Raw genomic sequence first — 14,014 nt, 5'->3', positions numbered from 1 at the left:
CAAAATGAGCCTAGCTGTTTAGTGCGTAGATTGATAATTTAGTTCCCTGATTTAGGAAACAAAGTCATGTAAACAGATGATAAAACTTTTTATTTCTAAAATCTATTTACTAGACGCTAGATCTTCGGCGTCTTTGTTTTTACGCCTGCATTCTGCGCTCGATGACGAAGCGCGTGATCCAGCAGGACTATGGCTACCATCGCTTCTGCTATGGGCACAGCTCGAATACCTACACACGGATCATGGCGACCTCGAGTGATAATATCTACCGTTTCACCGTCTACATTAACGGTTTCACTAGGGATTGTGATGCTTGATGTTGGTTTAAGCGCAAGGTGCGCGATAATATCTTGACCGGATGAAATTCCACCTAGCACACCACCAGCATGGTTGGTTTTGAAGCCTTTTGGTGTTAATTCATCTCGGTGTTCACTGCCACGTTGATTAACCACGTTAAAGCCATCACCAATTTCTACGCCTTTCACGGCATTGATACTCATCAATGCATGAGCAAGATCAGCGTCTAAGCGATCAAATACAGGTTCTCCCAAACCAACAGGCACATTCTTTACAATAACTGTTATTTTTGCACCTATTGAATCGCCGTCTTTTTTGAGCTGACGGATCAATGCATCAAGTGCATCCAGCTTGTTGGCATCAGTACAGAAAAAAAAATTTTGTTTAGTTTGACCCCAATCTGTCTGATTAATAGTAATATCGCCCATTTGTGACATATATGCACGAACTTCAATGCCATATTCTTGTTTGAGGTATTTTTTTGCAATCGCACCAGCAGCAACACGCATTGCGGTTTCGCGTGCAGAAGCACGCCCACCACCACGGTAATCACGTAATCCGTATTTTTGGTGATAGGTGTAATCAGCATGGCCTGGGCGAAAGCGATCTTTGATTTTTAAATAATCTTGCGATTGTTGATCGGTATTTTTAATGATCATACCAATGGAGGTACCCGTGGTTTGTCCTTCGAATATGCCTGAAAGAAATGTTACTTCGTCAGCTTCACGACGTTGCGTAGTGTATTTAGATGTCCCCGGACGCCGGCGATCTAAATCAACGTAAAGATCAGCTTCTGTAATGTCGAGCCCTGGTGGACAACCATCCACGATACAGCCTAATGCCAATCCATGACTCTCCCCAAATGTGGTTACCCTAAAAATTTGACCAATTGTATTGCCTGCCATGATTTTCTCTATTTTTATACTAATTGCGTATTTTCAGTTTTTGCAGCATCACAGTTAATAAAGCATAAGTTCGCGGGAACAGCAAATGCTTTTTAGTGGGGTCACATCCATGATCTTGTATATTCAATCAACTTAAAGATGTAAGTTGGAACACTTTTATTTTATTATTTATTTGTGACCTTAAAGAGGTTATGTCTTTAAGTTACCCAAGCATACACCTACAAAACTTGTTAACAGAGTATAAAAAAGCAGATAGTTACACTTGTTATAAACAATGCTAATATCCTCGATTAGTCTCGAGCGCTGCGCATCAGCATTCATGCGATTATTTATTGTTCAAAAAATTTTTACTCTTGCGGTATAACTACGGCTTATTCTGGATATTTAGTAACTCGCGTTTATTTGTAAAGTGAATGAGATTTATTATATAATACGAGTTGAAAATAATAAATTTTCATATGCTAATTACTAAACGATTACTTATATTGTAGGCATACTGAGCCGAGTTAGTTTATTTAATGTTTTTGTCATTACGTAGGTTTCTTTAATCAGAGCATTGTGAGTTCTTAAGATTAATGTCCTTCAGAGTAGTTTTTGACGCGAAACGTTGCCTTTTTTGATAGGGAACGTTTATGGCAACCATACTTTGTTTTCACAGTGTTGATTTGAACCGTATAACTTCTGGTAACTGACCACCAAATTACGTCGATGCTTTCATTTCTAAGAAATTGCTTCTTTTTTATATGGTATGAGTGGAACCACTCGCTTAATACGAACGGTTGCGCAACATTGTCTGGTGTCATAAGCACCATCAGCTGATATTTCATTGCTTGTTCAGCAGATTTGTTTGAGTAAGCTAGGTAGCAATTCATCGTCAGTTACATTTGATGCACTTAACTAAGCAGCAACGATTGAATGTGTATTTATATCTATTACTAAATGTAACTTATGCTAGACTTGCGGCTTCCCATCCGTACCATGCTTTCTTACTTTCCATTTTCCTTCATCGTAGACTTTGAGCCCCGTAAAATTAATGGCTAAGTGCTGAACGCTTCCTTTATTTTTCGCCTTGAACATGATGTTAACCATTTGGATTCGCTTGCTAATGCATGAATAGTGAGGGTATGACAAAAGCCTTTGAGCAAGTTTTAAATAAAGTTAATAAATTGTTATAGGCCTCTCAACGGCATTGAAAATACGCCTTTAGCCATGAGGACTATCGTAATGGCTAAGTCGTTAAATAAACGAGATCTTTCATTATTACCCTGCTTAGTTTAATTCCATAGCAAAATGGCTTCTTCATTAATCCAGAATGTTAGTGAACCATGATTGATTAAAGTTTGATTATACTTCTTCCAGTTGGTTGTTTTATAGCGAAGCTTGGCTATAGATTTGAATATTCAAGCGACCTAGCTATCTAGGAGCGTAAATTAATAATTGAGTTCCCTGACTTAAGAAATAAAGCTATTGCTATATTGAACTTGGCATGCAGATAAAAGGATAAAATTACAAAAAAATAAGGTGCTGAGGGCTGGCCAACCTGTGAGTCATGTAGCGTTAAATTGATGTTGATGAGCATGTTTCTGTAAGCCAAAATAAATCGTTGAAGCAATAAATAAAAGTAATAAAGAAAAGGGAGGGTACTGAATGCTAAAAATAGACAAAAAAATTTAATTGAGTGGCAAACACAGTAGAAATAATATAGCCAGTATGATAAGTTCTGGTTTTATTAGCGGTTGACTAGTCACCTTTGATAGTCAGGAATTATGTTTACAACTATTTCCGAGAATATCGGCTCATTTATTTTATTTTCAATAAAGGCTTTAAAAAGTTAGCAGTGTGTGATTCTTTCACTTTTGCAACATCTTCTGGTGTACCTTCCGCTATAACAAGGCCACCACCACTTCCACCTTCTGGACCTAAATCAATAATCCAGTCAGCCGTTTTAATTACATCTAGGTTGTGTTCAATCACCACAATAGTATTTCCATGATCGCGTAGGCGATGGAGTACCGTCAATAGCTGCTGAATATCATGAAAGTGAAGGCCAGTGGTTGGTTCATCCAAAATATATAATGTTTTCCCTGTATCGCGCTTTGATAGCTCTCTAGCCAGCTTTACGCGTTGTGCTTCACCACCAGAAAGTGTTGTTGCCGCTTGACCAAGGCGAATGTAAGATAAACCCACATCCATTAATGTTTGCAATTTACGGGCAATGACGGGTACGACATCGAAATATTCACGTGCATTTTCTACAGTCATTTCAAGCACTTCATTGATATTTTTTCCTTTGTAACGAATCTCTAAGGTCTCGCGATTATAGCGCTTACTTTTACATATGTCACAATGTACGTGAACATCTGATAGGAAGTGCATTTCTACCTTTATGACACCATCTCCTTGGCATGCTTCACAGCGACCACCTTTTACGTTAAAACTAAACCTACCTACCTTATATCCACGTGCTCGTGATTCTTGCGTACCCGCAAAAAGTTCGCGAATTGGTGTAAAAATGCCTGTGTAGGTTGCAGGATTAGAACGAGGAGTGCGGCCTATAGGGCTTTGGTCAATGTCAATGACTTTGTCAAAGTGATTGATGCCTTCAATATCTTTAAACGGTGCTGGCTCGTCAGTTGTTGCACCGTGCAAATTTTGGTATGCGATTCGATAAAATGTATCATTAATCAGAGTTGATTTACCAGAGCCAGATACACCAGTAACGCAGGTAAATAAACCCACAGGCAAGGTTAGATTAACGCTATTGAGATTATTGCCTGTTGCGCCAGTTAATCTTACCACTTTCTCTGGGTTATAATGTACACGCTGCTTCGGTAGTATGATTCGTTTCTTACCACTGAGATATTGCCCTGTTAACGATGCGTCATTATTAATAATGTCTGCATACGTTCCTTCCGCGACGACATAGCCGCCATGCACGCCGGCACCTGGGCCAATATCGATGATGTGATCCGCAGCTCGAATGGAGTCTTCGTCGTGTTCAACGATGATGACGGTATTACCGAGATTACGAAGGTGAGTTAGTGTGCTCAGTAGGCGTTCGTTGTCGCGCTGATGCAGGCCAATAGATGGTTCATCGAGAACATACATCACACCGACAAGGCCTGCTCCTATTTGACTAGCAAGACGAATACGCTGTGCTTCACCACCTGATAGTGTGTCGGCGCTGCGGTATAAACTGAGATAATTAAGACCGACATTGACTAAGAAACGTAGACGGTCATGAATTTCTTTTAAGACCTTACCTGCGATTTGTGCACGTTGACCTTCTAGTACTAAGCATGAAAAAAACTGAAGGACTTCGTGAATGCTCATCTCGCAGATGGTCGGAAGATTGGTGTCAGCTATAAACACAGATCGTGCTTCTTCACGTAGACGAGAGCCTTTGCAGCTACCACATGGTTTATTTGCAATGTATTTTGCCAATTCTTCTCGTACAGCGGCTGATTCTGTATCATGGTAACGACGATTTAAATTATTTAAAATTCCTTCAAAAGGATGTTTGCGTACTGTGATATCATTTCGATCATTAATGTATTTAAAGGTAATTTCAGTTGTACCAGAGCCGCTCATAATGACATCTTGAATTTTTTTAGGCAAAGCTTGCCATGGCGTTTCGATATCAAAAGTATAGTACTCTGCCAGTGATGTAAGCATTTGAAAATAGTAAAAATTACGACGATCCCAACCACGAATGGCGCCACCAGCAAGACTAATTTCTACATTTTGTATAACGCGGTTTTCATCAAAATATTGCTGAACACCTAAGCCATCGCAGGTAGGGCAAGCCCCAGCGGGATTGTTGAATGAAAAGAGACGAGGCTCAAGCTCTCGCATGCTGTATCCACAATGAGGACAAGCAAAATTGGCTGAAAACACCATGTCATTACTATCACTATCCATGTGACTAGTAATCGCAGTACCGCCGGTAAGTTCAAGTGCTGTTTCGAATGATTCGGCCAAGCGTTGTTGTAAATTACCACGGACTTTAAAACGATCAACTACCACGGCAATAGTGTGCTTTTTATGAAGCTCTAGTGTTGGTGGATCGGATAAATCACATATTTCACCGTCGATGCGTGCGCGTATAAAACCATGTGCTACCAAATTTTTTAGTGTCTTAACGTGCTCACCCTTACGCTCTTTGACTATTGGGGCTAGAAGCATTAGTTTGGTGCCTTCTTCGAACTCTAATACTTTGTCCACCATTTGGCTGACTGTTTGCGCCACCAGTGTAACATCATGGACTGGACAACGCGGATCGCCTATTCGTGCAAAAAGAAGACGTAAGTAATCATATACTTCAGTAATGGTGCCGACGGTAGAACGTGGATTGTGAGATGTTGATTTTTGTTCGATGGAAATAGCCGGAGATAAGCCATCAATATGATCAACGTCAGGCTTTTCCATTAAAGATAAGAATTGACGAGCATAGGCTGACAGAGATTCTACATAGCGACGCTGACCTTCCGCATACAGTGTATCGAATGCAAGTGATGACTTACCAGAGCCAGATAGACCAGTAATGACAATTAATTTGTCTCGTGGGATGGTTAGATTAATATTTTTAAGATTATGAGTGCGAGCTCCTCTAACGTTGATCGTATCCATGTCCACCTTGCCTTTGGTCAGTGCGTCGTCTGATGAAATAATTAAGTTATGGAGTATCCCATAGATAGGAGTGATGGAAAAGAATAAAGCTGTATAAGTGTACAGCTTTATTGGTGTCTACCATGAGTAAAAATTAGCGCAGTAAAATGCAAGAGATATTCGCTAGCACTTTATGATGCTTGGCTAACTGTGAGTATCTGATTGTAGGTAAATATTTTCGTAGCAGTAGTTTGTTGCTTCGATAAAGCCTTTAACACTGCCGCAATCAAAACGTTTACCTTTAAATTTATATGCTAACACACAGCCGTCTTGTGCTTGCGTTAGCAGAGCGTCAGTGATTTGAATTTCGCCATTTTTATCCGGTCCTGTATTCTTAAGAATATCAAAAATATCAGGGGTTAGAATGTAACGTCCGATAATAGCAAGGTTACTTGGGGCTGTACCTGACTCTGGCTTCTCTACCATGTTGTCAATGCGGTACAAATCATCTTTGATTTCTTGACCGGAAATAATACCATACCTATGCGTTTCATTTTCAGGTACTTCTTCCACTGCTACAATAGAACAACGGAACTGCTTGTATAGCGCAACCATTTGAGCGAGTACGCTTTGATTTGGGTTGATACAAAGGTCATCTGCCAGTACTACGGCAAATGCTTCATCACCAATCAAATCGTGTCCAGTCAAGATTGCGTGACCTAAGCCTCGCATTTCTTTTTGGCGAATATAAGTGAAAGAGGCTGCATCGATAGTTGCTCGAATATCTTCCAGTAATGTTTCTTTTTTTGTGCCTAGAATCTGATGCTCTAATTCGTAGTTTTTATCAAAGTGATCCATCAAGCTGTGTTTGCCACGGCCTGTTACAATACACATGCCGGCAATGCCAGATTGGATTGCCTCATCAACACCGTATTCAATCAATGGCTTGTTAACGATAGGCATCATTTCTTTAGGCATTGATTTTGTCGCAGGAAGGAAGCGAGTTCCATAGCCAGCGGCTGGGAAAAGGCACTTTTTAATCATCAAGTATTCTCACTTATTTACATTCAAAATATTACCATTAACCAGTGATAAATTATTGGGTTACTTCAGTATGGAATTGCACTATTCAATAGGCTAAAAGCCTAATCATTTTTTTACTTTGAGTAGGCTAACAAATTTTAGGAATTTAATTTCATATTCACAACAAGGAATCTACTCAGTGTACCTTAGTTATGCGTGAGGTGTAGGTTAGTTTTAAGGTTATCAAGCCTGCAAAGCTGGTTCAAATAAACATTGTAAATCGAGGTATGGTTACAATAAACGTTCCCTATCAGAAACGACAATGATTCGAGTCAAAAAAATTTCTGGGAGGAACATTGAGTTTAAGATATTATAATGTTCAGATTAGCTAAACCTACGCCATGGTAAAAGAGTTAAATAAGCTGTTCGAGCTAGGTATAGCTAAAATAAAAGCAATTGTTTAATCGTTAATCATGCTGGGATTTATGATTTGAACGTGGATTAGGAAATAAAGCCCATGAAATCATTGCTGCTGAGTGAAGTGTATCAAATGTGATTGACGATGAAGTGTTACCTAATTTGTTCAAACAGACCCACCGTAGAATTAACGCCATATCAGGTGATGGTGCTTACGCCACCAGATAATGTTACGAAACCTTTTGTGTTAAACGAGCGGTTCCAGTCATTTCCCAAGAAGAGAATTAACTTTGGGGGAGGACGAGGTTATTAGCGTAATTTAGAGGTTCAGTTACCAAAAGTTATACGATTTAAATAAGCATTATAAAACAAGGTATGGTTACCATACAACATCCCCTATCAGAAACGGCAATGCTTAAAGTTAAAAAAATTTTTCGAAGGGACATTAAGGTTAAGGGATTACAATACCCTGATTGGCAAAACCTACGTATGATAAAAGTATTAAATAAATTGATAGGTTTAGGTATGCCTAAAATATAAGTGATCATACAATAGTTAGTCATATGGAGATTTGTTATCTAAAAGCGGGTTAGGAGACAGAGTCTCATTAATGTGATATTTAATCGTTCTATTGATAGAAGTATTAACGTATTAAAAAATAGTCTCAAATATTTTCATCAATTACCCTTGAAAGTCTGACTCCCGCCCCAATTTCACAGAAATATAGTAATAAAACTTAAAAAATAAAATTTGAATCTTCAGACTCAACAAAATGGTACACATTATAAAAATGAGCCCTAATGTTTTGAAGTTATATAAATACAAACCAATTATCATCTATATTCCGATTCATAGGTGCTATAGTGCATGGTTAGCTGTAGTATCGAAGTCTTACCGGAAGAAATTAGGCAATACCACTCAATTATTCTGAGTTAGCTTTGAGGTTAACAATACAATGCAAGTTACCGTTGGAACTACAAAAAGCCTAGAGCGTCACCTAACAATTACTGTTCCAGCAGCAAGCATTGAAGGTGCAGTGGCTACTGAATTGCGTAATATTGCTAAAAATCATCGTTTCAATGGGTTTCGTAAAGGTAAAGTGCCTTTGAAGATGGTCTCACGTATGTATGGTAGTGCTGTACGTAATGATATGATGAGTGAAGTAATGCAGCGTTATTTCATTGAAGCAATAATAAAAGAGAAAGTAAACCTAGCAGGCGTACCAATATTCACACCAGTAGATATTGAAGAAGGCAAAGACCTTGTCTTCAAAGCTTCCTTTGAAATTCATCCAAAAATTTCATTAAAAAATTTGAATAAAATTGAAGTTGTTAAGCCACAAGTAACAGTGAGTGACGAAGATGTTGCTGAGATGATCGAAACTTTGCGTAAGCAGCAAGCTTCTTGGGCTGACGTTGACGGAGTAGCTGAAGCTAATAGTCGTGTAACAATTGATTTTATCGGCTCTATTGATGATGAAGGATTCAGAGGCGATCAAGCGGAAGGGTTTGTTTTAGTTATGGGCCAAGGTCGCATGGTTTCAGATTTTGAAGATGGTATAGTTGGTAAAAAAGTAGGTGAAAAATTTATGCTGGAAGTGAACTTCCCAAAAGATTATCACACTGAAACACTGAAAGGTAGAACAGCTAAATTTGATATTAAACTGAATAAAATTGAAACGCGAACCCTCCCTGAACTTACTGATGAGTTTGTAATGCATTTTGGTGTGCAAAAAGGTGGTCTTGACGGCATGAAAAAGGAAGTGCGTAAAAACATGGAACGCGCATTAATACAAGCTGTTAAAAATAATATAAAAGAGCAAGTAATTGATGGTTTAGTTGAGCAAAATAAAATAGACGTACCTTCTGTGCTGATTGATCAAGAAGTTAGTGTTTTGCGTCAACAGGCAATTCAGTCTTTTGATAGCAAAACTGAAAATACACCAGAATTACCATGTGAATTATTTGAAGAACAAGCTAAACGTCGTGTTGTTATTGGCCTTCTGCTTGGTGAAGTAATTGAGTCTGAGGCACTAAAAGTTGATGAAAATCGGGTGCTAGCACTGATTACAGATATAGCATCTGAATATGAAGATCCAACTAAAGTTATTTCTTACTACGAAAAAGACCTGTATTTGATGAAAAATATGCGTAACATAGTTCTAGAAGAGCAAGCAATCGATGCATTGCTAGCCAAATCACAAGTTTCTGAAAAAAAGCAAGTTTTTGCTAAATTTATGAACCATGCTTAAGCTTAAATGCTAAAATTATTGAGTGGACAATTGACTTAGAATCCACTCTTCTAATAATAATGGTCCGCATGAAGTTAATTCATTCGGGCCATTTATTTTAGGGAAAGAAGACTATGAGCTTTCAAGAAAAAAATAGAATGTCTTGTATCATGGATGCACTAGTGCCAATGGTAGTTGAGCAAACCGCCCGCGGTGAACGTTCTTATGATATTTATTCCCGTTTGCTGAAAGAGCGTGTGATTTTTTTGACAGGAGAAATAGAAGATTATACAGCTAATTTAGTGGTTGCACAGCTGCTATTTCTTGAATCAGAAAATCCAGAAAAAGACATCTTCCTGTATATTAACTCCCCCGGTGGTTCAGTAACTGCAGGTATGTCGATTTATGACACGATGCAATATATTAAGCCAAAGGTGAGCACGGTATGTATGGGACAAAGTTGTTCAATGGGGGCTTTTTTATTGGCAGGTGGTGCTAAAGGTAAGCGTTATTGCTTACCAAACTCTCGTGTAATGATTCACCAGCCCCTTGGTGGTTTTCAGGGCCAAGCCTCAGATATTCAAATTCATGCGAAGGAGATTTTAACTATCAAACAAAAACTGAATATACTGCTAGCTAAGCATACTGGGCAACTACTTGAACTTATTGAGCGTGATACTGATCGTGACAACTTCATGGCTGCACAAGATGCTGTGGATTATGGTCTGGTTGATTCAATTTTAGATAAACGTGATTGATTCTTAATTCTGAGATAGCTAAGTGCCCGAGCTATGTGTTGCATAACAGTCGAATTTTTATTGTTCCGGAAATTTTCGTAGAGTTGATGTAGACTCAGATCATGGCAAGCATGGGTAAAAGTCTAAAGAGGTTAGCGAATGACAGACAAGCGAAAAGACGGTGGCAGCGGTAAGTTGCTGTACTGCTCTTTCTGCGGCAAAAGCCAGCATGAAGTACGCAAGTTAATTGCTGGACCTTCTGTTTATATCTGCGATGAATGTGTTGACCTATGTAACGACATCATTCGTGAAGAAATAAAAGAGGTCATGTTGAAGCGCGACAGTAATGAACTTCCAACACCAATTGAAATTCGTGCACATCTTGATGATTACGTAGTTGGTCAAGATAAAGCTAAGAAAGTGTTATCTGTAGCAGTATATAATCACTATAAACGCCTTAAAAAGAGTGACACGAATGTGGATGGTATTGAGCTTGGCAAGAGTAATATTTTGCTGATCGGACCTACGGGTAGCGGCAAAACACTGCTTGCAGAGACATTAGCGCGTTTTCTAGATGTGCCATTCACTATGGCTGATGCAACCACATTGACTGAAGCTGGTTATGTGGGTGAAGATGTTGAGAATATCATCCAGAAACTGCTTCAAAAATGTGATTATAATGTAGCCAAAGCTGAACGTGGCATTGTTTACATCGATGAAATTGATAAAATTTCACGTAAATCTGATAATCCATCTATTACGCGTGATGTATCCGGTGAAGGTGTACAGCAGGCATTGCTTAAGCTCGTAGAAGGTACTATCGCTTCTGTTCCACCTCAAGGGGGACGTAAACATCCTCAGCAAGAGTTTTTGCAGGTTGATACCTCTAGAATACTGTTTATTTGTGGTGGCGCATTTGCAGGGCTCGATAAAGTTGTAGATCAACGCGTAGGGAAAGGCAGCGGGATTGGTTTTGGTGCTGAAGTACGCTCAAAAAACCAAGAATCGACGTTGAGTGATTTATTTAGCAAGGTAGAGCCTGAAGATTTAGTAAAATATGGCCTAATCCCAGAGTTTATCGGCCGTCTTCCAGTAAGCGCAATTTTGAGCGAGTTGGATGAAGATGCACTAGTGCAGATTCTGCGTGAGCCTAAAAATGCACTGACAAAGCAGTATGCTGCATTACTGGAATTGGATGGCGTAGAACTGGAATTTCGTGATAACGCGTTGACCGCAATTGCGAAGAAAGCGATGGATCGTAAAACAGGTGCTCGTGGTCTTCGATCTATTGTCGAAGCGGTCTTGTTGGATACAATGTACGATTTGCCTTCAGCGAAGGGCATTATAAAAGTAATTATAGATGAATCAGTGATTAAAGGTGAGTCTGAACCGTTGTTAATTTATGAAGCAGTTACACATCAAGTTGCTGGTGCGGAATAATACATTTAAATTATAGGGTGAATTATTTATTTAACCAATAATTTATCATAAAAAAGAGTTATAATTTAAGGCCCTTCGCTTAAGAGGGAGTGGCCTTGTGAACTCTTGTTTTGCAATGTTAATTTGAACTGCATAACTTCTGGTAACTGACCGCTAAATTACGTGGATAACCTCATTACCTAAAATTACTCTTTTTTTGGTGGGATGAGTGGAACCGCTCATTGAATACGAACGGTGTCGCAAGATTATCTTGTGTCGTAAGCACCATTATTTGATATTGCATTGATTTTTAGGTGGGGTATGTTTGAGCAAGTTAGGCAGCATTTCACCGTCAGTCACATTTAATGCACTTAACCCAGCAGTAATGATTTTATGCGTATTTATCTCTACCGCTAAATGCAACTTGCGCTAGATTTGATGTTGATTGTTGGTGCCATGTTTGTTTACTTTCATTCTATCTAACCGAAACTTTTAACCTTGTAGAATTAATACTAAGTCTTGTACGGTTTTTGTAGTTTTTCTTTTGATGGTGCGTTAACCGTTTTAGTTTGTTTGCTAATGCATGAATAATGAGGGTATGCTACTGGTAATTGAAGAAGTTTGAAAACACAATAAATGGACCTTTGCAGACCTCTCAATAACATTAAAAATATTCATTTAATCATGAAAATGGTTGTAATGGCTAAATAGCTGAATAAATGAGGGTCTCCCATGCTTAGCCTGTATAGGTTGATCCCATAGCTGAATGGCTTCTTTATAAACCCCAAATATTAGTGAACCACGATTAGTAAAGCTTGATTATACTATTTCCAGTTGGCTATTTTGTAGCTAAACTTATTCATAAACTTGAATATTTAGTGAACTTAGCTGTTTAGAGCGTAGATCTATAATGTAGGAAACTAAATCAGTTTTTAAAAACACGAATAACCTCATTAATATTAATGTTGTAGCTTTCGAGTCGAGTCGTGAATATCAGCATTGTTTATAGAGAGTCCAATAATGAATTTTTTATATTCAGTGAATATGTTCACAGGTCTATTTTGGTCGGAAAGTGTGGCCGCATTATTGATAATTGTAACAGTAGTGTTTACCATGACCTATGCTGTACTTCCAGACTGCATTTATTAGCTAACATAATGGCACTTAACATTAATGTGTAGCCACAATTATTACTTAGCAAAAGACAGTATAGTGCACTAAGTTCAATCGATTGCATACATTTTTCTTCGAAAATAAGCATATTATTAGTAAGTCCTATACTAGGACGTATTAAGAGGAAGCATGTGATTCTTCGTACTAGTTTGTTTTGCTTCCTAATTCGAGTTCAAATGGCAAATTTTAATATGATTCATTATTAGATAATTGCTTTCGTGTTAGGAATACCGAGCCTTGTCAGCTTATTTAATTTTGTTATCATGACGTTGCTTTCACTAATTTGGGTTGCGTGATCCCTTAAGCTTAATATCCTTTCCTGTAGTTTTTGAGTTCAAATCATTGCTGTTTCTTCTAGGTAACGTTTATAGTAACCGGCTTTATTTCCTAAATAAGGGGACTAAATTTTCAATCAATACGTTAAACAGCTAAGCTCACTTAAATATTCAGGTCTATGAATAACCTTCGCTACAAAGTAGATAATTGAAAGCAATATAATCAAGCTTTAATTAATCGTGGCTCACTAATATTTTGGATGGACGAAGAATTAATGGAGCATCCATCACTTAGACCTTGATTTTATGGAGTTCACAGCTTGCGGTGAAGAAACATAAAAAATAAAAAAACATGGTACTGATGGCGAAGTATTACTTAACTTGCTCAAACAGACCCGCCGAAAGATCAATGAAATATTAGCTGAAGGTGCTTACGATACCAGACAATGCTACGAAATCGTTCGTATTAAATGAGCGGCTCCACTCAGGACCAAAAAAAAATAATTTTTTGAAAACGAGGTTATCCGTGTAATTTAGAGGTCAGTTACTAGAAATTATCGGTTTCAAACGTTCTCTATCAGAGATGGCAATATTTCGAATTAAAATATTCCTGAGAGGAACATTTAGTTTAAGAACTCACAATGCTGAGATTAACGAAACGTACGTTATGATAAAGCGTTAAATAAGCTGACGGGACTAGATATGCCTAAAATAAAAGCGGCTGTTTAATCGTTAATCATGTTTGGATTTGCCAGTTGAACTCGGATTAGGAAATAAAGCCATGCTAGTTTGAAACAACTTAATAAAAAATAATAGGATATTCAGAATCATCTGAAATGCATAACAAAATCATTGATACATTTATTGAACGTGTGCATTACCTTTTTATTCTAATTAACGCATTGAATATATGATCATAAATGAAAATTA

The 14,014-nt window shown here is 38.1% G+C and carries 8 protein-coding genes and 4 pseudogenes; 6 read left to right on the top strand and 6 right to left on the bottom strand.

The window, feature by feature from the left end; all coding sequences use genetic code 11:
- Window positions 1-116 precede the first annotated feature (116 nt).
- The 4 genes and pseudogenes from aroC to galU form a co-directional block, all read right to left on the bottom strand.
- Window positions 117-1,202 carry a chorismate synthase gene (aroC, locus tag BTN50_RS02265; RefSeq protein WP_096618879.1) on the bottom strand — a complete coding sequence of 362 codons (1,086 nt, stop codon included), beginning with the start codon at window positions 1,200-1,202 and terminating at the stop codon, window positions 117-119.
- Window positions 1,203-1,682: 480 nt separating this feature from the next.
- Window positions 1,683-2,590 (bottom strand): annotated as a pseudogene (locus BTN50_RS02260) (IS5 family transposase).
- 412 nt (window positions 2,591-3,002) lie between these two features.
- Complete coding sequence (uvrA, locus tag BTN50_RS02255) at window positions 3,003-5,831, bottom strand: excinuclease ABC subunit UvrA (RefSeq protein ID WP_096618878.1); 2,829 nt, start codon at window positions 5,829-5,831, stop codon at window positions 3,003-3,005.
- A 183-nt stretch (window positions 5,832-6,014) separates the two neighbouring features.
- A complete protein-coding gene (gene galU / locus BTN50_RS02250; protein ID WP_096618877.1) occupies window positions 6,015-6,854 on the bottom strand; it encodes a UTP--glucose-1-phosphate uridylyltransferase GalU in 840 nt (279 codons plus the stop codon).
- Between the two features lie 238 nt (window positions 6,855-7,092).
- Here galU and BTN50_RS10830 point away from each other — a divergent pair.
- The 5 genes and pseudogenes from BTN50_RS10830 to clpX all read left to right on the top strand — a co-directional run.
- A pseudogene (locus BTN50_RS10830) lies at window positions 7,093-7,297 on the top strand (IS5/IS1182 family transposase); the annotation flags it as partial.
- Window positions 7,298-7,349: 52 nt separating this feature from the next.
- A pseudogene (locus BTN50_RS11995) lies at window positions 7,350-7,790 on the top strand (IS5/IS1182 family transposase); the annotation flags it as partial.
- 415 nt (window positions 7,791-8,205) lie between these two features.
- Window positions 8,206-9,501 carry a trigger factor gene (gene tig, locus BTN50_RS02245; protein ID WP_096618876.1) on the top strand — a complete coding sequence of 432 codons (1,296 nt, stop codon included), beginning with the start codon at window positions 8,206-8,208 and terminating at the stop codon, window positions 9,499-9,501.
- 113 nt (window positions 9,502-9,614) lie between these two features.
- Complete coding sequence (gene clpP, locus BTN50_RS02240) at window positions 9,615-10,238, top strand: ATP-dependent Clp endopeptidase proteolytic subunit ClpP (protein ID WP_096618875.1); 624 nt, start codon at window positions 9,615-9,617, stop codon at window positions 10,236-10,238.
- 138 nt (window positions 10,239-10,376) lie between these two features.
- Window positions 10,377-11,657, top strand: a complete 1,281-nt coding sequence (clpX, locus tag BTN50_RS02235) for an ATP-dependent protease ATP-binding subunit ClpX (protein WP_096618874.1) — start codon at window positions 10,377-10,379, stop codon at window positions 11,655-11,657.
- Window positions 11,658-11,924: 267 nt separating this feature from the next.
- On the opposite strand, the gene BTN50_RS11765 is transcribed toward clpX, so the two are convergent.
- Together BTN50_RS11765 and BTN50_RS09940 are read right to left on the bottom strand one after the other, a co-directional pair.
- Window positions 11,925-12,059 carry a hypothetical protein gene (locus BTN50_RS11765; protein WP_256386978.1) on the bottom strand — a complete coding sequence of 45 codons (135 nt, stop codon included), beginning with the start codon at window positions 12,057-12,059 and terminating at the stop codon, window positions 11,925-11,927.
- Window positions 12,060-12,148: 89 nt separating this feature from the next.
- Window positions 12,149-12,301 (bottom strand): hypothetical protein, encoded by a 153-nt coding sequence (locus tag BTN50_RS09940; RefSeq protein WP_161492907.1) that lies wholly within the window; start codon window positions 12,299-12,301, stop codon window positions 12,149-12,151.
- A 1,016-nt stretch (window positions 12,302-13,317) separates the two neighbouring features.
- Between BTN50_RS09940 and BTN50_RS02230 the strand changes: the two are divergent.
- Window positions 13,318-13,813: pseudogene (locus BTN50_RS02230) on the top strand (hypothetical protein).
- Window positions 13,814-14,014: the final 201 nt, after the last annotated feature.

The sequence above is a fragment of the Candidatus Enterovibrio altilux genome, from assembly GCF_002381345.1.
Classification (GTDB): Bacteria; Pseudomonadota; Gammaproteobacteria; order Enterobacterales; family Vibrionaceae; genus Enterovibrio; species Enterovibrio altilux.
Note: the sequence above shows the minus strand (reverse complement) of the source record. Positions and strands in the feature narration are given on the sequence as shown.

Bases quoted from the DNA above. Each gene is read 5' to 3' on its own strand.
- galU (WP_096618877.1), bottom strand. From the start codon at position 6,854: ATGATTAAAAAGTGCCTTTTCCCAGCCGCTGGCTATGGAACTCGCTTC.
- aroC (WP_096618879.1), bottom strand. From the start codon at position 1,202: ATGGCAGGCAATACAATTGGTCAAATTTTTAGGGTAACCACATTTGGG.
- tig (WP_096618876.1), top strand. From the start codon at position 8,206: ATGCAAGTTACCGTTGGAACTACAAAAAGCCTAGAGCGTCACCTAACA.
- clpP (WP_096618875.1), top strand. From the start codon at position 9,615: ATGAGCTTTCAAGAAAAAAATAGAATGTCTTGTATCATGGATGCACTA.
- clpX (WP_096618874.1), top strand. From the start codon at position 10,377: ATGACAGACAAGCGAAAAGACGGTGGCAGCGGTAAGTTGCTGTACTGC.
- uvrA (WP_096618878.1), bottom strand. From the start codon at position 5,831: ATGGATACGATCAACGTTAGAGGAGCTCGCACTCATAATCTTAAAAAT.
- BTN50_RS09940 (WP_161492907.1), bottom strand. From the start codon at position 12,301: ATGTTATTGAGAGGTCTGCAAAGGTCCATTTATTGTGTTTTCAAACTT.